Below are 22,992 nucleotides of genomic sequence, written 5' to 3'. Positions count from 1 at the left end.
CCGAGGGAAGGAAAACGACCGTTTCGCCCCCTCATTGGGAGTTATGCACCACTACTGCACCCGGCCGGGCTCCCCGCCGGGCACGCGGTCGCGCGTCCGGCGGGGCGCGTCAGACCGCGGCGCCGATGGTGTGGACCCGCAGGGCGTTGGTGGTGCCGGCGTGACCGGGAGGGGAGCCCGCGACGATGACGACCTTGTCGCCCTTCTCCAGCCGGGCCTGGGTGAGCAGGGCGGCCTCGACCTGACGGACCATGTCGTCGGTGTGGTGGACGAAGGGGACCTCGAAGGTCTCCACGCCCCAGACCAGGGCGAGCTGGTTGCGCACGTGCGAGGCGGAGGTGAAGGCCAGCAGCGGGATCGGCGAGCGGTAGCGGGCCAGCCGGCGGGCGGTCTCACCGGACATGGTGAAGGCCACCAGCGCCTTGGCCCCGACGATGGCGCCCACCTCGGCCGCGGCCCTGGCGATGGCCCCGCCGGTGGTCTCCGGGAGGCGGTGCAGGCTGTGGGTGGCCTCCAGCACGGAGCGCTCGGCGGCGCTGGCGATGCGGCTCATCGTCTCGACGGACTCGATCGGGTAGGTCCCGACCGAGGTCTCACCGGAGAGCATGACCGCGTCGGCGCCGTCCATCACGGCGTAGGCGACGTCGGAGGCCTCGGCCCGGGTGGGGCGCGGGGCGCTCATCATCGAGTCCAACATCTGGGTGGCGACGATGACCGGGCGGGCCTTCTCCCGGCAGAGCTCGATCGCGCGCTTCTGCACGATCGGCACGTCCTCCAGGGGGAGCTCCACGCCGAGGTCGCCGCGGGCGACCATGATGCCGTCGAAGGCCTCGACGATCTCGGGCAGGAGGTCGACCGCCTGCGGCTTCTCGATCTTGGCCAGCAGCGGGAGCCGGACCGCCTCCTGCTCCATGATGTTGCGCACGACGTGGGCGTCGGAGGGCCGGCGCACGAAGGAGAGCGCGATCATGTCGAACCCGGTGCGCAGGGCCCACCGGAGGTCGGCCTCGTCCTTGTCGGTGAGGGCGGGGGCGCTGACGTCGACGCCGGGCAGGTTGAGGCCCTTGTTGTCGGAGATCATGCCGCCGATGACGACCCGGGTGGTGACGCGCGGGCCCTCCACCCGGGTGACCTCGAGGTGGACCCGGCCGTCGTCGACCAGGATGCTGTCGCCGGGGCGGACGTCCTTGGGCAGGCCGAGGTAGGTGGTGGAGACCTGCTCCCGATCGCCGGGGACGTCTTCGGTGGTGATGGTGAAGACGTCGCCGAAGCCCAGGCGGACGGGGCCGTCCTCGAACCTGCCGACGCGGATCTTGGGCCCCTGCAGGTCGGCGAGCACGCCCACGCCGCGGCCGAGCTCGGCGGCAGCCTCCCTCACTCTGTCGTAGACCTCTTTGTGCAGCTCGTGGCTGCCGTGGCTGAGGTTGAAGCGGGCCACGTCCATGCCGGCGGCGATGAGCTCGCGCAGGCGTTCGGGAGAGGAGGTGGCGGGGCCGAGAGTGCAGACGATTTTCGCGCGACGAGTCACGGGTCCTAGCCTAATTGGTACAGACCACTCGGATGTGACAGTGGCCATAGCGTCGGAGAAATAATCGGTGACATAACGCTACCCCCGGGCTACGGCAGGTGGTGAACCGGCCCCTCCGTGTCCGGGCCGCCGTGTCCGTGCCGTGTCCGTGCCCTCCGGCGGCGGGCCTGCAGGAGGAAGCCGGTCCAGGAGACGGCGACGAGGACGGCGACGGCGAGACGGGCCAGGTCGGCGTACTCCTCGGGGTAGACCACCCCTTCGATGTAGTGGTCGATGAAGCCTCCCGGCGCGAGCCCCCGCTCCCCCGCGTTGCGCCTGCCCCAGTCCTCGACGACCGTCAGCGGGCACTCGGCCCCGGTGGTGACGGAGAACACCCCCCAGGCGGCGACGGCGAGGTGGGCTCCGATGAGGCGGGGCCGGCGCCAGGCGAGGAACCCGCCGACCGCCATGAAGACGAGGAAGAGGAAGTGCACCACCATCGCGGCTTCCCCGATGAGGAGATACGCCATGGTCCACGATAAGCCGCTCCGCGCACCGGGAGGACCCCGCTTCTCCCCGCGGCGGGCCGGCCCGGGGCGGGTCAGTCGTGGTCGACGGCGGCGGCCCGGGCCGCGCTGACGACGCCGCGGCCGTAGAAACCGTTGCGGGCCTTCCCGCCCTCGCAGGTGTGCCGCTCCTTCGCCTGCTCGTAACGGTAGACGTACGTGCGGGGCGAGGGGCACGCCTTCTTCACCGCGCTGGCGTACAGCAGGCGCTCGACGTCGGCGGGGGGCATGGTGAGCTCGTCCCAGCCCGCTCCCTCGCGGAAGCGGCCGGGCTCGCCGAAGCGGCTCACCAGGATCGCGGCGACGCCGGTGGCGTGCGGGGCGGCCATGGAGGTGCCCGCGAGATACTGGTAGTAGGCGCAGGTCCCGCCCTGGCAGTCGCGCACCACGCTCGTGCTGGTGGGCCTGCCGTCCTTGGCGAGCAGGCCCTGGGCGCGGACGACGTGCTCGGGGACGGCGGCCAGGACCGTCCTGGTGACGTCGAACCCCGTGCCGCCGTCGTACTCGTCGCCGCCGGGCGCCGCCAGGTCGGTCTGCTCGGTGCCGTAGTCGGAGTAGTAGGCCTTGCGCCCGCTCGGGCCGACCGCGGAGACCGAGACGACGCCCCTGGACTCGGCCGGCACGTTGAGGCAGGAGTTGTCGACCTTGCGGACGCGCGCCGCCTCGGCCGGGTAGTCGGGGCTCGTCGTGTCGGTCTTCGGCCGCCCGAGGTCGGTGGAGCCGTTGCCGATGGCGCTGATGAGCGTGACGCCGCGCTTGCGGGCGTAGTCGAGGGCCCGCTGCATGCCGGTGATGACGCCGCGCTGCTCCAGCTGCTCGGCCTTGGAGTCGGCGGGGTTGGCCGCGCAGTTGAACAGCCACGGGTCGACGTAGTAGCTCATGTTGACCACGTCGATGCCGGTGTCGGCGGCGTAGGTGAGCGCGTCGAGGCTGGGCTTGAGGAAGAACAGGCCGGAGTCCTGCCCCGCCCGGAGGTTGACCAGGGTCACGCCGGGGGCGACCCCGGCGATGCCGAGGCCGTTGACCGGGGAGGCGATGGTGCTGGCGACGTGGGTGCCGTGGCCGTCGTCGTCCCAGTCGGCGGGGTCCTTGCAGCCTTTGAACTCGCACGGTCCGTCGAGCTCCGCGCCGGTGGGGTCCTCCGGCAGGTCGGTGACGAAGTTGCGGCTGCGCTCGCGGTCGAAGTTGGGCGCGATGTCGGGGTGCCTGCCGTCGACGCCGGTGTCGATGACGCCCACCAGGACCTTCCGGTCGCCGGGGGCGGTGGCGTGGGAGCCGGCGGCGGTGGCGCCGATCATCCTCATGTCCCACTGGCGTCCGGCGAGCGGCTCGGCGCCGGTCTCGCTCCGGGAGAACGCGCCCGCCTCGGGGAAGGACGCGCCCGCCGCCCGGGTCGCGGGCCCTGCGGGGCGGAGCCTCGTCGCCGTGCCCCGGGCCGGGGCCGGGGGGCGCGCGGTGGCGGTGCCGATCCTGCGGTCGGAGGAGACGCCCGCGACGGCGGGGTCCCCGGCGAGCTCCTCGACGAAGCGCGCGGAGGAGCCCCCGGCGGCCCTGGCGACGACGTAGCCGAGCTTCGGCTCGGTGGACAGGACCTCGCCGCCGGCCGCGGCGACGGCCAGCAGCGCCCGGGCGTGCCCGCCCGGGGTGTAGAAGACCAGGTGGTCACGGGCCTGCCCGGTGGAGGCCGCGGAGGCCGGGGCGGAGGCCGTACCGGCGGCCCCCGCGGCGGGGGCGCCCGCCAGGGTGACGGCCGCGGCCAGCACCGCGGCCGTCAGGAGCCCTCTCCCGTGTTCCATTCACCCTCCATGCCCACAAAGACCTAGAACCAGCATCTTTCAGGCATGTATCCGGTAAAGCAACTCGGCGACCGGCGGGGCCGCGAGGTCCGCACGGTGTGCGGGCCCCGCGGCCCGGGACGTCAGACGAGCGGCCGCGCGGTCGGCGGGATCGCGACCGGCAGAGCCGTCTTCCCGGTGAGGTGGCGGTCGGCCGCCGCGGCGGCCGAGCGGCCCTCGGCGATCGCCCAGACGATCAGCGACTGGCCGCGGCCCATGTCGCCGGCCACGAACACACCCTCGACGGCGGACATGTAGCCCTTGTCGCGGGCGACGTTGCCCCGGGCGTCGTAGAAGCCCTCGCCGCCCTCGGCGGCCAGGTCCGCCAGCAGGGCGTTCTTCTCCGGGCCGGTGAAGCCCATCGCCAGGGTGACCAGCTCCGCCGGGATCTCCCGCTCAGTGCCCGGGATCGGCGCGAAGCCCTTCGCCGGCCCCTCCACCTCGACCAGGCGCAGCGCCCGGACGTTGCCGTCGGCGTCGCCGACGAACTCGGTGGTGGAGACCGCGTAGACCCGCTGCCCGCCGTCGTCGGCCAGCTCCTCGTGGGCGCTCTCCATCTTGAACAGGATGGGGAACGTGGGCCACGGCTGGCTGCCCGGCCGGACGGCCGGCGGCTGCGGCATGATCTCCAGCTGGGTCACCGAGGCGGCGCCCTGCCGGATCGCGGTGCCGATGCAGTCGGCGCCGGTGTCGCCGCCGCCGATCACCACGACGTGCTTGCCCTTCGCCGAGATCGGGGACTCGGGGAAGTCGCCCTCCTGGACCCTGTTGGCCGGCGGGAGGTACTCCATCGCCTGGTGGATGCCGCCCAGGTCGCGCCCGGCGACGGGCAGGTCCCGCCACTGGGTCGCGCCCCCGGCCAGGACCACCGCGTCGAACTCCGCGCGCAGCTGCGCGGCGGTGACGTCCACGCCGACATTCACGCCCGTGCGGAACTCGGTGCCCTCGGCCCGCATCTGCTCGAGCCGCCGGTCGATGTGGCGCTTCTCCATCTTGAACTCGGGGATGCCGTAGCGGAGCAGGCCGCCGATCCGGTCGGCCCGCTCGAAGACCACCACGTCGTGCCCGGCGCGGGTGAGCTGCTGAGCGGCGGCCAGGCCCGCGGGGCCCGAACCGACGACCGCCACCCGCTTGCCCGTCCTGACCGGCGGGACCTGCGGGACGACCCAGCCCTCGTCGAAGGCGCGGTCGATGATCTCGACCTCGACCCGCTTGATCGCGACCGGGTCGGAGTTGATGCCCAGCACGCACGCCGCCTCACACGGAGCCGGGCACAGGCGACCGGTGAACTCCGGGAAGTTGTTGGTGGCGTGCAGCCGCTCGATCGCCTCGCGCCAGTCGTCCCGGTAGACCAGGTCGTTCCACTCGGGGATGAGGTTGCCGAGCGGGCAGCCGTTGTGGCAGAACGGGATGCCGCAGTCCATGCAGCGGGACGCCTGCCTCGTCAGCTTCTCGGCGGGGAAGTCCTGGTAGACCTCCCGCCAGTCGCGGATGCGGACGTCCACCGGGCGGCGCGCCGGCAGCTCGCGCCCGTGGTTCAGGAAACCCTTCGGGTCAGCCATCGGTGTTACCCCCCTTATCCCTGGACCGCGGCCGTCATGACCGCCTCGTCGATGTCCCTGCCCTCGAGCCGTGCGGCCTCGGCGGCGCGCAGGACCCGCTTGTAGTCGGTCGGCATGATCTTGCTGAAGCGCGCCGGGTCCCAGTCGGCCAGCAGCTCCCTGGCGACCGGGGAGCCCGTCTCCGCCAGGTGCGCTTCGACGATCTTCCGCAGCTCCTCGGAGTCGGCCTCGCCGAGAGGTTCGATCTCCACCATCTCGCGGTTGACCCGCGCGGGGTCGAGGTCGAGCAGGTAGGCGATGCCGCCGGACATGCCGGCCGCGAAGTTGCGGCCGGTCGGGCCGAGCACGACGACCCGCCCGCCGGTCATGTACTCGCAGCCGTGGTCGCCGACGCCCTCGACGACCGCGGTGGCGCCGGAGTTGCGGACGCAGAACCGCTCGCCCATGACGCCGCGGACGAACGCCTCACCGGAGGTCGCGCCGTACAGGCCGACGTTGCCGGCGATGATGTGGCCGTCGAGCGGGGCGGCCTCGTGCGGCCGGACGATGATCCGGCCGCCGGACAGGCCCTTGCCGAGGTAGTCGTTGGCGTCGCCGGTCAGGCGCAGCGTGATGCCGCGCGGGACGAAGGCGCCGAAGGAGTTGCCCGCCGAGCCGGTGAACCGGACGTCGATGGTGCCGTCGGGCAGGCCCGCGCCGCCGTACCGCTTGGTCACCTCGTGGCCGAGCATGGTGCCGACCGTGCGGTTGACGTTGCGGATGGGCAGGTCCAGCGTGACCGGGGTGCCGTCCGCCAGGGCGCCCTCGGCCAGCTGGATGAGGGTGTTGTCCAGGGCGGCGTCCAGGCCGTGGTCCTGCTCGCGCACCTTGCGCACCGCGGCGCCCTCGGGCAGTTCCGGCTGGTGCAGGATCGGCCCGAGGTCCAGGCCGGCCGCCTTCCAGTGGTCCTCCGCCGAGGCGGTGTCGAGCAGCTCGGCGTGGCCGATGGCCTCCTCCAGCGAGCGGAAGCCCAGCTGGGCGAGGTACTCGCGGATCTCCTCGGCGATGAACTCGAAGAAGTTGACCACGAACTCGGGCCTGCCGGTGAAGCGCCGGCGCAGCTCGGGGTTCTGGGTGGCGACGCCGACCGGGCAGGTGTCCAGGTGGCAGACGCGCATCATGACGCAGCCGGAGACGACCAGCGGCGCGGTGGCGAAGCCGTACTCCTCGGCGCCGAGCAGCGCGGCGATGACCACGTCTCGGCCGGTCTTGAGCTGGCCGTCGACCTGGACCGTGATCCGGTCGCGCAGTCCGTTGAGCAGCAGCGTCTGCTGGGTCTCGGCCAGGCCCAGCTCCCAGGGGGCGCCGGCGTGCTTGAGCGAGGTCAGCGGGGACGCGCCGGTGCCGCCGTCGTGGCCGGAGATGAGCACGACGTCGGCGTGGGCCTTGCTCACGCCCGCCGCGACCGTGCCGACGCCGACCTCGGCCACGAGCTTGACGTGCACGCGGGCGACCGGGTTGGCGTTCTTCAGGTCGTGGATGAGCTGGGCGAGGTCCTCGATGGAGTAGATGTCGTGGTGCGGCGGCGGCGAGATGAGGCCGACGCCGGGGGTGGAGTGCCGGGTCTTGGCGATCCACGGGTAGACCTTGTGGCCGGGCAGCTGGCCGCCCTCGCCGGGCTTGGCGCCCTGGGCCATCTTGATCTGGATGTCGTCGGCGTTGACGAGGTACTCGCTGGTCACGCCGAAGCGGCCGGAGGCCACCTGCTTGATCGAGGAGCGGCGGGCCGGGTCGTAGAGGCGCTCGGGGTCCTCGCCGCCCTCGCCGGTGTTGGACTTGCCGCCCAGCCGGTTCATCGCGATCGCCAGCGTCTCGTGCGCCTCGGCGGAGATGGAGCCGTACGACATCGCGCCGGTGGAGAACCGCTTGACGATCTCGCTGACCGGCTCGACCTCGTCGATGGGGACCGGCTCGCGTACGCCGTCCCTGAACCGGAACAGCCCGCGCAGCGTCATCAGCCGCTCCGCCTGGGAGTCCACGAGACCCGTGTACTCCTTGAAGATCTCGTAGCGGCGGGTGCGGGTGGCGTGCTGCAGCTTGAAGACGGTCTCGGGGTTGAACAGGTGCGGCTCGCCCTCGCGGCGCCACTGGTACTCGCCGCCGACCTCCAGCCGGCGGTGGGCGTTCTCCACGCGCGGGTAGGCCCGCAGGTGCCGCTCGGCGGTCTCGCGCGCCAGGACGTCGAAGCCGACGCCGCCCAGGCGGGAGGTGGTCCCGGCGAAGCAGGTGTCGACGACCTCCTGGCCGAGCCCGAGCGCCTCGAAGATCTGCGCGCCGGTGTAGGAGGCGACGGTGGACACGCCCATCTTGGACATGACCTTCAGCACGCCCTTGCCGTACGCCTTGATCAGGTTGCGCACGGCCTTGTGCCGGTCGACCTTCAGCACGCCGGTGTCGACCATGTCCTCGACGGTCTCGATGGCGAGGTAGGGGTTGACCGCCCCGGCGCCGTACCCGATCAGCAGCGCCATGTGGTGGCACTCGCGGGCCTCGCCGGTCTCGATGACCAGGCCCACCCGGGTCCGGGTCTTCTCGGCGATCAGGTGGTGGTGGACCGCGCCGGTGAGCATCAGCGACGGGATCGGGGCGAGCTCCGCGGAGGAGCCCCGGTCGGACAGCACGATGATCCGCGCGCCGCCGGCGATGGCCGCGGAGACCTCGGCCCGGATCTCGGTCAGGCGCCGGACCAGCGCCTGGCCGCCGCCCGCGACCTCGTACAGGCCGGAGACGACGTACGGCTGGAAGCCGGGGAGGGCGCCCTCGTCGTTGATGTGGATGATCTTGGCGAGCTCGTCGTTGTCGATCACCGGGTACGGCAGGACCAGCTGGCGGCAGGAGGCCGGGCCCGGGTCGAGCAGGTTGCCCTCGGGACCGATCGTGCTGGCCAGGGAGGTGACGAGCTCCTCGCGGATGGCGTCCAGCGGCGGGTTGGTGACCTGCGCGAACAGCTGGCTGAAGTAGTCGAACAGCAGCCGGGGCTTCTCGCTGAGCACGGCGACGGGGGTGTCGGTGCCCATCGAGCCGATCGGCTCGGCGCCGGTCCTCGCCATCGGCGACAGGATGATCCGCAGCTCCTCCTCGGTGTAGCCGAAGGTCTGCTGCCGCTTGACGAGCGCCTCGTGGGTCGGGATCTCGCGGGAACGGGCGGGCAGCTCCTCGAAGCGGACCAGGCCGGCGTGGAGCCACTCGGCGTAGGGCAGCTCGGCGGCGAGCTCCGCCTTGATCTCATCGTCCTCGATGATCTTGCCGCGAGCGGTGTCGATCAGGAACATCCGGCCCGGCTGCAGGCGGCCCTTGCGGACGACCCGCTCGGGCTCGATGTCGAGCACGCCGGCCTCGGAGGCCAGCACGACGAGGCCGTCGTCGGTGACCCAGAACCGGCCGGGGCGCAGGCCGTTGCGGTCGAGGACCGCGCCGACCAGGGTGCCGTCGGAGAAGGTGATCGAGGCCGGGCCGTCCCAGGCCTCCATCAGCGAGGAGTGGAACTCGTAGAACGCCCGCCGCGCGGGGTCCATCTCGGTGTGGTTCTCCCACGCCTCGGGGATCATCATCAGCACCGCGTGCGGCAGCGTACGGCCCGCGAGGTGGAGCAGCTCCAGCGCCTCGTCGAAGGAGCCGGTGTCGGAGCTGTCGGGGTCGCAGATGGGGAAGAGCCGCGCCAGGTCGCCGGGAAGGTTGGCGGTCTCCAGCATCGCCTCGCGGGCGCGCATCCAGTTGCGGTTGCCCTTGACCGTGTTGATCTCGCCGTTGTGGGCGACGTAGCGGTAGGGGTGCGCCAGCGGCCACGACGGGAACGTGTTGGTGGAGAAGCGCGAGTGGACCAGGGAGATCGCGGTCTCGTAGCGCTCGTCGCTCAGGTCGGGGAAGAACGGCTCGACCTGGCCGGGGGTGAGCATGCCCTTGTAGACGATCGTCCGCGACGACAGCGAGGGGAAGTAGACGTCCGCCTCGTGCTCGGCCCGCTTGCGCAGGCAGAAGGCCAGCCGGTCGAGCTCCAGGCCGGACTCGCCGCCCGGGGAGGAGACGAAGAGCTGGCGGAAGAACGGCATCACCGCCCGGGCGCTGGGGCCCGGGAGGGTCGGGTCGACCGGGACGTCGCGCCAGCCGAGGACGGTCAGGCCCTCCTCCGCGGCGATCTCCTCGATCATCCGCTCGGCGGTCGCGCGCGCCTCGGCGTCGATCGGCAGGAAGGCCGTGCCGGCGGCGTAGGAACCCGCGGGGGGCAGCTCGCGGAGACCGGCTTCGGCGGCCACCGCGCGCAGGAACGTGTCAGGAATCTGCGTCAGGATGCCGGCACCGTCACCGGTGTCCGGTTCGCTACCCTGGGCCCCCCGGTGATCGAGATTGCACAGCGCCGTCAGAGCCTTGGCGACGATGTCGTGGCTGCGCCGTCCGGCGACGTCCGCGACCATGGCGACACCGCAGGCGTCGTGCTCGTGCGCGGGGTCGTAGAGGCCCTGGGGCTCGGGAAAGCCGAGGTGGGCAGCAGGCATTGAATCCCTCCCGTCGTCTTCTTCTGCTTCGTGTGGAAACAAGCAAAGGGACGACGTTGGCCCTGCTGCGTGGTGAGTAGAGGTTACCGTACCCTGTCGGAAACCTGCCTACCCGGTCCCGGTCGCAGCTATTTGCTGCGGATTAATCCTTTTCGCCTAACGAGCAGGTCGGAGCCGGTATTCCTGCCCGCCGGGAGGCAGTGGTCCAGACCTCTCCCGGCCCGGCCCCCTCGTCACCGGCCGCCAGGCGGGCGTTCCTCTAGGGTGGGGGACCATGAACGGGATCGAGGAGCTGCTCCGGCACGCAGGCGTGGACGGCAGGCGGCTGCGGACGGCGCTGGCGCTGCTCGGCGACGGCAGGTGGTGGACGCTGGCCGACCTGGTCCGCGAGACCGCGACGTCCCGGCGGGCGATCGAGGCCCTGCTCCGCGAGACCGAGGCCGAGGCCGGGCTGGAGCGCTCCGGCGACCGGTTCCGGCTCCGCGAGCCGCTCCCCGGCCTGTCCGCCGCCCCGCACGGTCCCGCCGACCCGGTGGCCCACCTGCTCGACGGGCACGCCGACCTCCTGGCCCGGATGGAGGAGCTGGTCGCCGGGGCCCCCCGGGGCCGTCAGGCGCTGGACCACGTGGCCGCGACCGCCGAGACCGTGGTCCGGCGGGCGCTGCTGCTGGACGCCCGGTTCTGGCTGCCCGGGGCGCGGATCCTGTGCGTGGGCGACCACGACCTGACCTCGCTGGCGACCGCACTGCTGCGCCCGGACGCCGAGGTGGCCGTGGTGGACGTCGACGAGCGCATCCTGGCCTACATCGCCGGGCAGGCCGAGCGGCTCGGGGTGCAGGTCCGCACCCGCTGGGCCGACCTGCGCCTGGGACTGCCCGCCTCCGTGCAGGGCTGGGCCGACCTGGCCGTCACCGACCCGCCGTACACGCCGGAGGGCATCGGCCTGTTCGCCGCCCGTGCCGCCGAGGGGATCGCCGACCGGGAGCACGGCCGCATCCTGCTGGCGTACGGCGCCGGCGAGCGCACCCCGGCTCTGGCGCTGAAGGTGCAGCAGGCGCTCTCTGCCCTCAACCTGGTCAGCGAGGCGATCTACCCGGACTTCAACCGCTACCACGGCGCCGAGGCCATCGGCTCCGCCGCCGACCTGTACGTCCTGCGCCCCACGACGAAGACGTGGCCCGCCGTGGCCGCCCGCGTCGACGGGCTCGGCGCGGCCATCTACACCCACGGCCCCCAGTCCGTCGAGTCCCGGCCCGCCGACGTCGCCCCCGACCTGACCGCGGACGGGCCCGCGGGGTTCTCCCCCGCCGTGCTCGTCGGGGAGTGGCCGCGGGACACCCTGCCGCGGATCCCCCGGGCCCGCCTCTCGACCTGGCTCGCCAAGCCGTACGCCGCCGATCCCGCCGAGGTCGCGGTGGCCGTACCGGCCGGGATGGAGTCCGCGCTCCCCCGCCTCCTGCTCGCCACCCGGGCCCGCCGCGTCCGGGCCTGGACGGCCGCGCCCGCGGAGGACCCGCCCGCCGGGCCGCTGTCCTGCGTCTACGAGCTGACCGTGACGGGCCGGACCGTCGACGCCGTACGGCGTCCGCTCCCCGAGTCCGCGCAGGAGCGGGTCCTGCGCCGGATCCTCGACAACGCCCACGGCAAGCTCGCCAACACCTGGCGCGAGGCCCTCATCAGGGAGCGGGGCGACCTGACCAAGAAGCAGGCGAAGGCCGTCGTCGCGGAGGCCGCTCCCTGGTCCGCGGACGTCACCGTGCTGGAGCTGCCCGCCTGCCGCCTGGCCGGGCTGCCCGCCGCGGTGGCGGCCTCCCTCGCCGCGTCGGCCGCCGACGGACCAGCCCGGATGCCGCTGACGGACGACCCGCGCTGAGGCCGCCGACGGACCCGCAGGCGGGACGGCAGGATCACACCAGCCGCTGCTGGACCGCGAAGCCGAGGCCGTCGACGGCCAGTTGCGGGTGGGTCAGGTCCACTCCGGCCCCCGGTCCCGCGGGCGCGACCCAGCTCACCGTGACGTAGTGGCCCAGCGCCCTGGCCTGGGCCCAGCCCCGGGCGCCGTCGAACGCCTCGGGGAGGCCGGACGCCGGCCGGACGAAGCCGTCGCGGCCGAGCGCGGTGACGAGCCGGTCGGCGGCGGCGGAGTCGGCCAGGTTGAAGATGAGGAACTGCCCGGCGATCCGGCCGTCCGCCGAGGTGTAGCCGGCCCGCAGTGCCTGGGTGCATCCGGCGACGGCCGCCTCGGCGCTCCCCCACACGGCCGAGGCGCAGTCGGCCAGGGACTCGGGGCTCCCGCCCGTCAGCGTGATCCCGCCGGAGGCGACCTGCCCGGCGGCGAAGACCTCGGCGGCGGTCAGCGGCTCCGGGTCGAGCGCGCGGGTGGCGATCGGGGCGTAGTGGGCGGTGTTCAGCTCGCTCCGGAAGGTCGCCGGCCGCACGCCGTCCTCCTCACGCAGCAACCACCAGGACGCCGTCCCGGCGGCGGCGACGACGGCTGCGGCGGCCACGGCGATCCACTTGCGCATGGGCACCGAGCTTACCGGGGTGCGGGCGGCCTGCGGCGGCGGTCCTCGGACGCCTCCGGACCGGGCCGCCGGCGGGCCCGGCCGTTCGCCGTGCCCGCGAGAGGCCGGCGCCGCCGCGACCACTGCGGCGGCGAGAGACCGGAGTCACCACGACGACACGCCGTCGGGAAGCAGGAGCCACCGCGACCGCTGCGGCGGCGAGGGCCGGCCCACCGCGACGACGCGCCGTCAGGGAGTCGGCGCCACCGCGACGACGCGCCGGAACACGGCCTTCTCCGCACCCCTGACCGCCAGGGACAGGGAGACGAAGTCGTCCTTGGCGTCGGGTTCGGCGCCGTCCGCGCGCCCGATCCAGACCAGCCCGGCGTAGTGCCCCATCGCGTGGCCGCTGCCCTCGCTGTGCCCGTCCGCCGTGAAGAGCGGCCGGGCCGGATCCACCGGCCGGACCCAGCCGCCCCGGTGCAGGGTGGCCAGAGAGCTCACCAGCCCGTCGGCGGAGGCGGCGTCCCGGAGCTTGAACAGGGTGTACTGGGCGACGTAGCGCCGGTCCGCGCTGGTGTAGGTCCCCCGCAGGGCCTGGGTGCACCCCGCCTGGGCCAGCCGGTCCGTCAGGGTCCGTCCCCACACCGCCTCGGCGCAGGCGGCATCGAGCTTGGTGCCCGTCAGCCTCAGCGTGATCCGCCCCTCCGTCAGGGTCTTCTCGGCGAAGACGTCCTTCAGGGGCAGCAGCAGCGGGTCGGCCTTGCTCTGCGCGATCGGCGCGAACACCTTCGAGGAGGGCCAGCCCCGGTAGGCGGCGGGCCTGGGCTGGGACGCGGCGGTCCCGGTGTCGGCGGCGGGCGGCTCGGGCACGTAGTCGTTGCCGATGGCGGCGATGGCGAGCAGCAGTGCGCCGATGACCGCCGCCGCGGCCGCCGTCCAGGCACCGCCCAGCACCAGCTTCTGCTGGACGGGACTCAGGCCCCAGGCCTCCAGCCGGCCGAGGATCCCCTCCGGCTCCTCGGCGGAGTCGCGTCTCGGGGACGGCTTGGACGGCTTGGACGGCTTGGACGGCTTGGCGGACCGCTTCGCCGAGCGCCTCGCCGAGGAGCGCCGCCCGGAGGATCGTTCGGCGGTGCCCGGCTCGGCCGAGCCGGGCTCGGCGGGGGCGGGGGCGGGGTCCGCCGGGGCGTGTCCGGCGGCGGGGTACTGCTCCGCCGGATACGGCGCGGCCGGGGAGTACGGTCCCGCGGCGGGGAACCGCTCCCCTTGCGGGAACGGCGCGGCCGGAGGGCGCCGCTCCGCCGGAGGCGCCGCGGGAGGCCCTGCGGGACGCTGCCCGGCGGGGGGATGTGCGGCGGGGAGGTGCTCGGCAGGGGGGTGCTCGCCGGGGGCGCGGCGGCCGGAGGTGCGGCGGCGCTTGCGGCCGGGAGCCGGAGTCGTCACAGTGCCATCCCCCCCAGGAGGTTGCCCAGGCCGAACGTCAGCACCGCGGCGACCGAGCCCACCGCGAACTGGCGCAGCCCGCTGTACCACCAGCTGCGGGCGGTGACCCGCGAGACCAGGACGCCCGCGCCGAACAGGGCCAGGCAGGAGACCACCGCCGAGGCCACCAGGCTGGTGACCCCCAGGAGGTACGGCAGGAGCGGCAGGAGCGCGCCCACGGCGAAGGACAGGAACGACGAGACGGCGGCGACCCACGGTGACGGCAGGTCGTCCGGGACGACGCCCAGCTCGGCGCGGGTGTGCACCACCAGCGCCCTGCCGGGGTCGCGTGAGACCTGCCGGGCCACCTGTGCGGCGAGCTCGGGGTCGACCCCCTGCGCCTCGTACATCTGCGCGAGCTCCTCCTCCTCGGCCTCGGGATGGCGCTGGAGCTCGCGCCGCTCGACGTCGATCTCGGCGAGGGCGAGCTCCCGCTGGCTGGCTACGGAGACGTACTCCCCTCCCGCCATGGAGAACGCGCCCGCCGCCAGTCCGGCGATCCCGGCCAGGATGACGACCCCCGTGTCGTCGCTGCCGCCGGCCACCCCCGCGATGAGGGCGAAGTTGGAGACGAGCCCGTCCATCACGCCGAACACCGACGGCCGGAGCCAGCCGCCGTTGACGTCGCGGTGCTCGTGGTGGATCTCGGCGCGCTTGCGCGAGCCGTCGCCGCTCACGATTTCTCTTTCTCCCGGCCGACCTCCCCGCCGGGCTCCCCGGCCGCCTCCTCGGCGGTGCGGCCGGTGGCCGGCGCCTCCGGGGACCTCCCGGGCCCCTGCGTCCCGCCGCTCTCCTCGTCCTCATCGGCCTGGTCGGAGGGGTGCGCCGGGTCGACCGGATCCTCCGGGTCCTTCGGGTCCTCGGCCCCGTCCCGCGCTCCGGACGCCGTCGCGAGATCGGCCCGCTCCGCCGGATCGCCGGCGGAACCGCCGTCCTCGTCGTCCTCGTCGTCCTCGTCGTCCTCGTCGTCCTCGTCGGCCTGGTCGGACGGGTGCGCCGGGTCCGCCGGCTCCCCACCGGTCGCCGCGGCCTCCGCGTCCGCTCCGGCCCCGGTCCCCACCAGCTCCTCGTCGGTCCTGTTCCGGGCCCACCAGAAGTAGGCGAGCGCGGCGAGGAACAGGACGATCGAGGTCCACTGGTTGAGCCGCAGACCCAGGATGTGGTGGGCCGTGTCGACCCGCAGGCCCTCGATCCAGAAGCGGCCGACGGTGTAGCCCGCCACATAGAGCGCGAACACCCGGCCGTGCCGGAGGGCGAACCTCCGGCCCGCCCAGATCAGCACGAGGGCCAGGCCGAGGTCCCAGATCGACTCGTACAGGAACGTGGGGTGGTAGGTGTCCTCGCCCGGCACCGTGCCCGGCCGGTCGGGGTCGATCTCCAGGCCCCACGGCAGGTCGGTGGGGCTGCCGAACAGCTCCTGGTTGAAGTAGTTGCCCCAGCGCCCGATGGCCTGGGCCACCGCGATGCCGGGGGCGACGGTGTCGGCCACCGCGGTCAGGGAGATCCCCCGGCCGCGGCAGCCGAACCACACGCCCAGGGCGCCGAGCGCGACCGCGCCCCAGATGCCCAGCCCGCCGTTCCAGATGAACAGCGCCTCGATCGGCTCGTTGGGCGCGTCCGGCGCGAAGTAGAGCTGCCAGTCGGTGATGACGTGGTAGAGGCGCCCGCCGACCAGGCCGAACGGCACGGCCCAGACGGCGAGGTCCACCATCGTGCCGGGCTCGCCGCCACGGGCGCGCCAGCGGCGTTCACTCATGATGACGGCGACGATGACGCCGAGCACGATGCACAGTGCGTAGGCCCGGATCGGGATTACGCCGAGGTGCCAGACCCCCTGGGAGGGGCTGGGAATCGAGGCGAGGGGCATGTCAGGTGACGTTACCGTGTCACGCGCTACTTGGCGGCATCGAGGATCGCCTGGCGCAGCTGCGACGGGTTGAACGCCTCGTTGCCGAGCGCCGTCCCGTTGAGCTTCAGCGTCGGCGTCCCCTGGATCTGCGCGCTCTCGATCTGCGCGTTCGAGTAGTCGGCGTGCGCCTTGGCGTGCTGCTGCGAGGTGACGCACTGCTCGAAGCCCGGGGCGGTGACCCCGGCCTCCTTGCCCCACTCGACCAGTTCGCCGGTCTTGAAGCCCTCGACCGTCTCCGGGGGCTGCTCCTCGAAGAGCTTGTCGTGGTAGGCCATCCACTGCCTGCCGTCGGGCACGCAGCGGGCCGCGGCCCCGGCACGCACGGAGTTGTCCCGGACGACGCCCTCACCGAAGATCGTGATGGGGTGGTACACCACCTTGACCTTGCCCTCGGCGGCCAGGTTCTTGACGGTCGGGCCGCTGGTCTTGTCCAGCTCCCGGCAGATCGGGCACTGGAAGTCCTCGTAGACGTCCAGCACCGGCTCGTCCACGCCGGCCTTGGCCATGACGACCGATCCGTCGCTCTGGACGGTGATCGGAGCCAGCGCCGTCGTGGTCTCCTCGGACTGACCGCTCTGGATGGAGTACCACCAGCCCGCGCCGACGGCGGCCAGCGCGACGACCACCACGGTCGCGATGGTCGTCATGCGCTTGCGCTGCTCCTGCTTCCGCTCCGCCTCGCGCTGCGCCTTGATCCGGTCACGGGCCGACTGGTCCCGTGCGGCCTTGCCCATCAGTGGTTCTCCTTCTGCAGGGGTTCGCCGTCGTCGCCCTCGATGCCGTCGCCCTCGGCGTCGTCGGTGTCGTCGGTGTCATCGGTGTCATCGGTGTCGTACGGATCGGACTCCCGCGCGGAGGTGACCCCGAGCACGGAGTCCAGCGCGAACCGGCCCGGCGGGAACCAGGCGATGACCACGCCGAGCGCGAACAGGCCGAAGTCCCGCAGGATGTCGACGAGGTAGCTGGGCTCCACGCCGGCCGCGAGCTGGCCGCCGCCGCCGAAGCAGCCGCAGTCGATCCGCAGCCCGCGCGCCCAGGCGGAGGCGATGCCGATCACGAAGGCCAGCATGAGCAGCGCGGAGATGACTCCCGCGACCCGCGTGAGCAGCCCGACGACCAGCAGCACCCCGACGACGATCTCCATGATGGGCAGGCCGTAGCCGACCACCGTGGCGAGCGATTCAGGAAGCAGGTCGTACGCCTTGACCGCCTGGACCGACAGGACAGGCGTGCCGATCTTCCCCCAACCGGCGACGATCAGCACGCCTCCCAGCACCAGCCGCGAGGCGGTCGTCACCCAGGGTAGCGCCGAACGGACGGCACGCGGCCCTGGGGACGCGGTCTTGTCAGAAGTCACGAGCACCATCGTCTCCTATTCCGGGTTCCGCCGTGACGGTCCTCCACGGATCTTCCGGATGTCCCGAGAAAGCCCATCATGAGCTCCATAAGCACTGTATAAGTCCTGGACATCGCCTTGATCACGGGCCCTGCCCCGAGCGGCTCCGGTCCTGGGCGGACGATCGGGACCCGGTGGATCCAGACTCCCCGGTCTCCCGTCCGGGAGGCGCCGGACGCGCCGTGCCGGACCAGGAGGTTCGGAACACGCCGGTGCCGGACGAGCCACGCCGGATGCGGAAAAGCGGCCGTCCCGGCGGACGGCCGCTCTTGCGGGCCGGAGACTCCCGGACGGGTCAGCCGCGCACGCCCGCCGCGAGTTCGGCGCCGAGCTCGCGGACCGCCGCCAGACCCGAGGCCTCGTCGGCAGCGTCCAGGAGGCGGCGGATGAACGCCGAGCCCACGATCACGCCGTCGGCGTAGGCCGCGACCTCTGCGGCCTGCCGGCCGTTGCCGACCCCCAGCCCCACGCAGACCGGCAGGTCGGTGTGGGCGCGGGTCCGCTCGACCAGGCCCTGCGCCGACGAGCTGACCGACTCGCGGGCACCGGTGACGCCCATCAGCGAGGCCGCGTAGACGAAACCGGTGCAGCACTCGACGACGGCCTTGATGCGCTCGTCGGTGGAGCTGGGCGCGACCAGGAAGACGGTGTCGATCCCGGCGGCGGCACTGGCCTCCCGCCAGGGACCGGCCTCCTCCGGGGTCAGGTCCGGGGTGATGGTGCCCACGCCGCCCGCACTCGCCAGGTCACGGGCGAACCGCTCGGCCCCGTAGCGGTCGATCGGATTCCAGTAGGTCATGACGAGGGTGGCCGCGCCCGTCTTGGCCACGCCCTCGACCGTGCGCAGCACGTCGGCGATGCGGGTGCCGTTGCTCAGCGCCCGGTGCACCGCGTCCTGGATGGTCGGACCGTCCATGAGCGGGTCGGAGTAGGGCAGGCCGATCTCGATCACGTCGCAGCCCGCCTCCACCATGGCGGTGGCGGCCGCGATCGCGCCGTCCTTCGTCGGGAATCCGGCGGGGAGGTATCCGACGAGGGCTGCGCGGTCGTCCGCCTTCGCCTTGGCGAACACCGTCTGGAGAGTCGTCATGTTGGGTTCCGTTGCGGATCGGGGCCCTGGGCCCCCTCCGGACCGGGCCGGAGGGGAGGCGGGTCGGTCGTCAGAGGTCGAAGTACTTCATGGCGGTGCCCATGTCCTTGTCGCCGCGGCCCGAGAGGTTGACCAGGATGGTCGCCTCGGGGCCCAGCTCGCGGCCGAGCTTGAGGGCTCCGGCCAGGGCGTGGGAGGACTCGATCGCCGGGATGATGCCCTCGGTGCGGGCCAGGAGCGCGAAGGCCTCCATCGCCTCGGCGTCGGTGACGCCGTGGTAGACGGCGCGGCCGCTGTCCTTCAGCCAGGCGTGCTCGGGGCCGACACCCGGGTAGTCGAGCCCGGCGGAGATCGAGTGCGACTCGATCGTCTGCCCCTCCTCGTCCTGCAGGACGTAGGTGCGCGAGCCGTGCAGCACGCCGACCGAGCCCGCGGTGAGCGTGAGCGCGTGCTCGCCGGTCTCCAGGCCCCGGCCTCCGGCCTCGTAGCCGTGCAGCGCGACGCCGGAATCCTCGATGAAGGCGTGGAAGACGCCGATCGCGTTCGAGCCTCCGCCGACGGCCGCGCAGACGGCGTCCGGCAGTGCGCCGGTCAGCTCCAGCATCTGGCGGCGGGCCTCGACCCCGATGATGCGGGCGAAGTCGCGCACGATCTCGGGGAACGGGTGCGGCCCGGCGATCGTGCCGAACAGGTAGTGGGTGCGGTCGACGTTGGTGACCCAGTCGCGGAACGCCTCGTTGATGGCGTCCTTGAGGGTCTGGCTGCCGTTGGTGACCGGGACGACCGTGGCACCGAGCAGCTTCATCCGCGCCACGTTCAGCGCCTGGCGCTCGCAGTCGACGGCGCCCATGTAGATGACGCACTCCAGGCCCATCAGGGCGGCGGCGGTCGCGGTGGCGACGCCGTGCTGACCGGCGCCGGTCTCGGCGATCACCCGCGTCTTGCCCAGGCGCTTGGTGAGCAGGGCCTGGCCGAGCACATTGTTGATCTTGTGTGCGCCGGTGTGGGTCAGGTCCTCGCGCTTGAGGATGATCCGGGCGCCGCCCGCCTGCTCGGCGAAGCGCGGCACCTCGGTGAGGGTGGTCGGCCGGCCGGCGTAGGTGCGCAGCAGATGGTCGAACTCGCGCAGGAAGGCGGGGTCGTTCCTGGCCCGGTCGTACTCGGCGGCGACCTCGTCCAGCGCCGGGATGAGCGCCTCGGGCACGTAGCGGCCGCCGAAGATGCCGAACTTGCCCTGGGCGTCCGGGTCGTCGCCGTGGACGCCGTGGCCTGCCAGGTCCGCCGCGGTGAGGATGGGCTCTTGCGTCGCTGTCACTTGTCTTACTGCCCCTCGGGTCGGGATGCGGGGTGGGCTCCGGCGGTGACCAGGTCCACGACGGCGGCCCGGGGGTCCTTGCCGGTCACCAGGCTCTCCCCGACCAGGACGGCGTCGGCGCCGGCCCGGGCGTAGGCGAGCAGGTCGTGGGGGCCGCGCACACCCGATTCGGCGATCTTGATGATGCCGTCGGGGATCTCCGGCGCCAGCTTGGCGAACACCTCCCGGTCGACCTCGAGGGTCTTGAGGTTGCGCGCGTTGATGCCGATGATCCGGGCTCCGGCGTCCAGCGCCCGGTCGAGCTCCTCGGCGGTGTGCACCTCCACCAGCGGGGCCAGCCCGATCGACTCGGCCCGCTCGATGAGGGAGACCAGCGCGTTCTGGTCCAGCGCGGCCACGATCAGCAGCGCCAGGTCGGCGCCGTGGGCACGGGCCTCCCAGAGCTGGTAGGAGGTGACGATGAAGTCCTTGCGCAGCACCGGGATGTCGACGACGGCGCGCACGGCGGCCAGGTCGTCGAGGCTGCCGCCGAAGCGGCGCTTCTCGGTCAGCACGCTGATGACGTGCGCGCCGCCGGCCTCGTAGTCGGCGGCCAGGGCGGCCGGGTCGGCGATCGCGGCCAGCGCGCCCTTCGAGGGACTGGAGCGCTTCACCTCCGCGATGACGGCCACCTGGTCGCCGCCGAGCGCCTTGTAGGCGTCGCGGGGCGCCGGCGCCCGCTCGGCCCGCGCCTTGAGCTCGGACAGGGCCACGGCCTGCTGCCGCTCGGCCAGATCGGCGCGGACGCCGTCGATGATCTCGTCCAGAACGCTCATGAGGCCTCCCCGTGAGGCCCGGAGGCCACGTCCGTGATCATCCCCGCACCCGTGGTCCACTCGCTCACCGGGCCCCCTCCGTCGCCCTCGTTCGCAAGCTGCTGCGTCTGGTGGCTCGCTCGCTCCGCTCGCTCACGGGTCAGGTCCCTCCCGATCGATTGCCCTTGTCCTGCCGATGCTATCGGCCTTGCCGAGGTCACCCCGCCACCGGGTGACGGGCGTGGTCGCTATGGCGCCAGGAAGTCCCCGAAAGGTAGATTCCGTCCTATCCAAAAAACGATCATCACGCCGAGCAGCCACCACGCGTGCACGGGACGGAGCCCCGCCGCGTCGAACGGCAGGCCCCGCCAGGACCGCACCGCCCAGCGCGCCCAGAGCACCGCCAGGAGCGGCGCCGCGGCCACGAGGAGCGGATTGAGGCCGAGGGCCGCGGCGGGATCACCGTGGGCGAGCGCGTGCACGGCCCGCAGGCCGCCGCAGCCGGGGCAGTAGAGCCCCGTCAGCGTCAGGAAGGGGCAGGCGGGGTAGTGGCCGGGCTCGTTCGGGTCGACCGCGCCCACCAGGGCGACCGCGGCCCCCGCCGCCAGCGCCACGCCCAGGGGCGCCGCCAGGGCCCGCGCCCCGGACCGCCGCGCGCCCGCCGTCTCCTCCGTCACCCCGCCCCGGCCTCCCCGCCGTCCCGGCCCGCCCGGGTCCTCCGCCGGCGGCCGTCCGTCACCCGGTCACGATACTCAACGCGCGCGGGGACACCCGTCAGCACACGCGGGTGTCCGTGCACGAGGGTGTCCGTCAGAGGCCGTAACCCGAGGTGGCCGCGACTCCCAGCCCCCACCAGCCGAGCATCAGCGCGAAGACGAGCAGGAGGAGCCACCCGGCGATGCCGAAATAGGACAGGATCAGGCCGGCGATGCCCAGGCCGCGCCCCTCCTCTCCGGTCCGCTTGATCTGGTTCAGCGAGACGTGCCCGAGCACGATGCCCACCAGCGAGGTGACGCCGCAGGTGAAGAGCCCGATGATGCCCATGATCAGCGAGGCGATCGCCATGCCGTTGTTCCCGCGGGGCGGGGGCGGCCCGCCGTAGCCGTAGGGGTCGTAGCCGCCTCCGGGCGGCGGCCCGCCGTAGCCACCGGGAGGACCGTATCCTCCGGGAGGCCCGTAACCGCCCGACTGATTCCCGTAGCTCATGAATCACTCCCCTTTATCCGAGTTGCGGGCGGCAGCCTAGCGACAACGTACCTGTTCCAGGCGGGTACGGCCGCCCTGTGGGCAAGTTGTGATCCGGCGATCGGGACGATCCGGACGGCCCGGGTCAGCGCTCCCCGCGCACGGGCTCCTCGGCCGGGTCCCGGCCTGCGCCGGCGGACGATCCCGCGACCGGGTCTCCGGACGGATCACCGGCCCGGCCGGCCGGCCGCGCGCCGGCAGGGCCGTCGGTCGAACCGTCGGTCGAGCCGCCGGTCGGGCCGTCGGTCGGGTCGGTCCCGCGGTCGATCGCGTCCCACAGCGCCCGCTCGGTGACCGGGCCCGCGGCGGGGCCCGCCGTACCGGGCGCCGGACGGTCGTACCGGTCGGACATGCCGGGCCACCGGCGGCCCCGTAGCGCGGCCGCCGCTCCGGCGGCCACCAGGACCAGCCCGCCGGCCGCCGCCGTCAGCGGCCAGATCCAGTGGACGGTCCAGGAGGCCGAGGCGGCCAGGGCGCCGGCGCCCCCGCCGGTGACCGCCTTCCCCTCCGACGCGGCGGCCAGCGCCTCCTCCCCGGTCGCCAGCAGGGCGCCCGCGGCCGCGCCCGCCCCGCAGAGGGAGATGACCGCTCCGATGACCGCGCGCAGCGCGCCTCGCGTGGCGAGCACGGAGACCACCGCGGCGAGGGCGGCCAGCGCCACCGGGCTCAGGAAGTGCGCGAGTTCGCCACCCGGCAGGGCGAGCGTCCCGGGGCCGGCGCCCGGGACTCCGCCGACGTCCCGGGTGGCCCAGTCCTGCGCGGCGACCGGCAGGACCAGGCCCGCGGCCGCCGCGCTCACGGCCGCCCAGGTCCACAGCTCCCGTCTGGCATTCACGCCGGGGCCACCGTCAGCTCGTCCGCGTCGAAGCAGGTGCGGTCGCCGGTGTGGCACGCCGCGCCCACCTGGTCGACCTTGAGCAGGATCGTGTCCCCGTCGCAGTCCAGGGCCGCGGACTTGACATGCTGGACGTGGCCGGAGGTGTCGCCCTTGACCCAGTAGGAACCGCGGCTGCGCGACCAGTAGGTGGCCCGGCCGGTGGTGAGCGTGCGGTGCAGGGCCTCGTCGTCCATCCAGGCGAGCATCAGCACCTCGCCGGTGTCGTACTGCTGGACGATGGCGGGCACCAGCCCGTCGGCGGTGCGCTTCAGCCGGGCGGCGATGGCGGGGTCAAGGGACATGCGGCAATTGTGCCGCAGCCGGGAGCGTGCGGCGGCCCGCGCATCCCCGCCGGACGGCCCGTGCATCACCGCC

General features: G+C 73.3%; 19 protein-coding genes. 1 reads left to right on the top strand and 18 read right to left on the bottom strand.

Annotation, left to right across the window (positions count from 1 at the left end):
- Nucleotides 1-109: 109 nt before the first annotated feature.
- The 5 genes from pyk to gltB form a co-directional block, all read right to left on the bottom strand.
- The gene (pyk, locus tag HS048_RS15385) at nt 110-1,528 is read right to left on the bottom strand and encodes a pyruvate kinase (protein WP_068894103.1); all 1,419 of its coding nucleotides are present in this window, start codon (nt 1,526-1,528) and stop codon (nt 110-112) included.
- Between the two features lie 89 nt (nt 1,529-1,617).
- The gene (locus HS048_RS15380; protein ID WP_196467289.1) at nt 1,618-2,037 is read right to left on the bottom strand and encodes a DUF2784 domain-containing protein; all 420 of its coding nucleotides are present in this window, start codon (nt 2,035-2,037) and stop codon (nt 1,618-1,620) included.
- A gap of 71 nt (nt 2,038-2,108) precedes the next feature.
- Nucleotides 2,109-3,869: a S8 family serine peptidase gene (locus tag HS048_RS15375; RefSeq protein ID WP_196467288.1), complete on the bottom strand. Its 1,761-nt coding sequence runs from the start codon at nt 3,867-3,869 to the stop codon at nt 2,109-2,111.
- Nucleotides 3,870-3,991: 122 nt separating this feature from the next.
- Complete coding sequence (locus HS048_RS15370) at nt 3,992-5,470, bottom strand: glutamate synthase subunit beta (RefSeq protein WP_068894106.1); 1,479 nt, start codon at nt 5,468-5,470, stop codon at nt 3,992-3,994.
- A 14-nt stretch (nt 5,471-5,484) separates the two neighbouring features.
- On the bottom strand, nt 5,485-10,002 hold the full coding sequence (gltB, locus tag HS048_RS15365; protein ID WP_084007922.1) for a glutamate synthase large subunit: 4,518 nt from the start codon (nt 10,000-10,002) through the stop codon (nt 5,485-5,487).
- Between the two features lie 274 nt (nt 10,003-10,276).
- On the opposite strand from gltB, the gene HS048_RS15360 reads away from it, so the two are divergent.
- Nucleotides 10,277-11,875, top strand: coding sequence for a bis-aminopropyl spermidine synthase family protein (locus HS048_RS15360; protein ID WP_196467287.1), 1,599 nt, complete (start codon nt 10,277-10,279; stop codon nt 11,873-11,875).
- Between the two features lie 34 nt (nt 11,876-11,909).
- Here the strand turns inward: HS048_RS15360 and HS048_RS15355 are convergent, their stop codons facing one another.
- The 13 genes from HS048_RS15355 to hisI all read right to left on the bottom strand — a co-directional run bounded on the left by HS048_RS15355 (nt 11,910) and on the right by hisI (nt 22,919).
- Nucleotides 11,910-12,527, bottom strand: a complete 618-nt coding sequence (locus tag HS048_RS15355; RefSeq protein ID WP_068894109.1) for a hypothetical protein — start codon at nt 12,525-12,527, stop codon at nt 11,910-11,912.
- Between the two features lie 228 nt (nt 12,528-12,755).
- Entirely contained in the window at nt 12,756-13,952 is a 1,197-nt protein-coding gene (locus HS048_RS15350) for a hypothetical protein (protein ID WP_196467286.1), read from the bottom strand.
- A complete protein-coding gene (locus tag HS048_RS15345) occupies nt 13,949-14,668 on the bottom strand; it encodes a VIT1/CCC1 transporter family protein (protein ID WP_196467285.1) in 720 nt (239 codons plus the stop codon). The genes HS048_RS15350 and HS048_RS15345 overlap by 4 nt, the downstream gene beginning before the upstream one ends.
- Nucleotides 14,665-15,858 carry a prolipoprotein diacylglyceryl transferase gene (gene lgt, locus HS048_RS15340; protein ID WP_196467284.1) on the bottom strand — a complete coding sequence of 398 codons (1,194 nt, stop codon included), beginning with the start codon at nt 15,856-15,858 and terminating at the stop codon, nt 14,665-14,667. Before lgt ends, HS048_RS15345 begins: the two co-directional genes overlap by 4 nt.
- A gap of 26 nt (nt 15,859-15,884) precedes the next feature.
- Complete coding sequence (locus HS048_RS15335) at nt 15,885-16,634, bottom strand: thioredoxin domain-containing protein (protein WP_068894113.1); 750 nt, start codon at nt 16,632-16,634, stop codon at nt 15,885-15,887.
- Complete coding sequence (locus HS048_RS15330; protein WP_307832485.1) at nt 16,634-17,197, bottom strand: MauE/DoxX family redox-associated membrane protein; 564 nt, start codon at nt 17,195-17,197, stop codon at nt 16,634-16,636. The genes HS048_RS15335 and HS048_RS15330 overlap by 1 nt, the downstream gene beginning before the upstream one ends.
- Nucleotides 17,198-17,591: 394 nt before the next feature.
- Entirely contained in the window at nt 17,592-18,386 is a 795-nt protein-coding gene (trpA, locus tag HS048_RS15325) for a tryptophan synthase subunit alpha (protein WP_068894114.1), read from the bottom strand.
- A 70-nt stretch (nt 18,387-18,456) separates the two neighbouring features.
- On the bottom strand, nt 18,457-19,662 hold the full coding sequence (gene trpB, locus HS048_RS15320; protein WP_068894439.1) for a tryptophan synthase subunit beta: 1,206 nt from the start codon (nt 19,660-19,662) through the stop codon (nt 18,457-18,459).
- 44 nt (nt 19,663-19,706) lie between these two features.
- Nucleotides 19,707-20,516 (bottom strand): indole-3-glycerol phosphate synthase TrpC, encoded by an 810-nt coding sequence (gene trpC / locus HS048_RS15315; protein WP_068894115.1) that lies wholly within the window; start codon nt 20,514-20,516, stop codon nt 19,707-19,709.
- A 227-nt stretch (nt 20,517-20,743) separates the two neighbouring features.
- Nucleotides 20,744-21,172, bottom strand: coding sequence for a DUF2752 domain-containing protein (locus HS048_RS15310; RefSeq protein WP_068894116.1), 429 nt, complete (start codon nt 21,170-21,172; stop codon nt 20,744-20,746).
- 133 nt (nt 21,173-21,305) lie between these two features.
- Nucleotides 21,306-21,701, bottom strand: a complete 396-nt coding sequence (locus HS048_RS15305) for a DUF4190 domain-containing protein (protein WP_068894117.1) — start codon at nt 21,699-21,701, stop codon at nt 21,306-21,308.
- Between the two features lie 124 nt (nt 21,702-21,825).
- On the bottom strand, nt 21,826-22,575 hold the full coding sequence (locus HS048_RS15300) for a Trp biosynthesis-associated membrane protein (protein ID WP_196467282.1): 750 nt from the start codon (nt 22,573-22,575) through the stop codon (nt 21,826-21,828).
- Complete coding sequence (gene hisI, locus HS048_RS15295) at nt 22,572-22,919, bottom strand: phosphoribosyl-AMP cyclohydrolase (protein WP_068894440.1); 348 nt, start codon at nt 22,917-22,919, stop codon at nt 22,572-22,574. The genes HS048_RS15300 and hisI overlap by 4 nt, the downstream gene beginning before the upstream one ends.
- Nucleotides 22,920-22,992 lie beyond the last annotated feature (73 nt).

Origin of the sequence: Planomonospora sp. ID91781 (assembly GCF_015711595.1) — a bacterium.
GTDB lineage: Bacteria > Actinomycetota > Actinomycetes > Streptosporangiales > Streptosporangiaceae > Planomonospora > Planomonospora parontospora.
Note: the sequence above shows the minus strand (reverse complement) of the source record. Positions and strands in the feature narration are given on the sequence as shown.

What these genes read in the sequence shown, in the direction of transcription:
- HS048_RS15380 (WP_196467289.1), bottom strand. Translation starts at nt 2,037, where the DNA reads ATGGCGTATCTCCTCATCGGGGAAGCCGCGATGGTGGTGCACTTCCTC.
- HS048_RS15375 (WP_196467288.1), bottom strand. Translation starts at nt 3,869, where the DNA reads ATGGAACACGGGAGAGGGCTCCTGACGGCCGCGGTGCTGGCCGCGGCC.
- HS048_RS15370 (WP_068894106.1), bottom strand. Translation starts at nt 5,470, where the DNA reads ATGGCTGACCCGAAGGGTTTCCTGAACCACGGGCGCGAGCTGCCGGCG.
- gltB (WP_084007922.1), bottom strand. Translation starts at nt 10,002, where the DNA reads ATGCCTGCTGCCCACCTCGGCTTTCCCGAGCCCCAGGGCCTCTACGAC.
- HS048_RS15360 (WP_196467287.1), top strand. Translation starts at nt 10,277, where the DNA reads ATGAACGGGATCGAGGAGCTGCTCCGGCACGCAGGCGTGGACGGCAGG.
- HS048_RS15355 (WP_068894109.1), bottom strand. Translation starts at nt 12,527, where the DNA reads ATGCGCAAGTGGATCGCCGTGGCCGCCGCAGCCGTCGTCGCCGCCGCC.
- lgt (WP_196467284.1), bottom strand. Translation starts at nt 15,858, where the DNA reads ATGCCCCTCGCCTCGATTCCCAGCCCCTCCCAGGGGGTCTGGCACCTC.
- HS048_RS15335 (WP_068894113.1), bottom strand. Translation starts at nt 16,634, where the DNA reads ATGGGCAAGGCCGCACGGGACCAGTCGGCCCGTGACCGGATCAAGGCG.
- trpA (WP_068894114.1), bottom strand. Translation starts at nt 18,386, where the DNA reads ATGACGACTCTCCAGACGGTGTTCGCCAAGGCGAAGGCGGACGACCGC.
- trpC (WP_068894115.1), bottom strand. Translation starts at nt 20,516, where the DNA reads ATGAGCGTTCTGGACGAGATCATCGACGGCGTCCGCGCCGATCTGGCC.
- HS048_RS15305 (WP_068894117.1), bottom strand. Translation starts at nt 21,701, where the DNA reads ATGAGCTACGGGAATCAGTCGGGCGGTTACGGGCCTCCCGGAGGATAC.
- hisI (WP_068894440.1), bottom strand. Translation starts at nt 22,919, where the DNA reads ATGTCCCTTGACCCCGCCATCGCCGCCCGGCTGAAGCGCACCGCCGAC.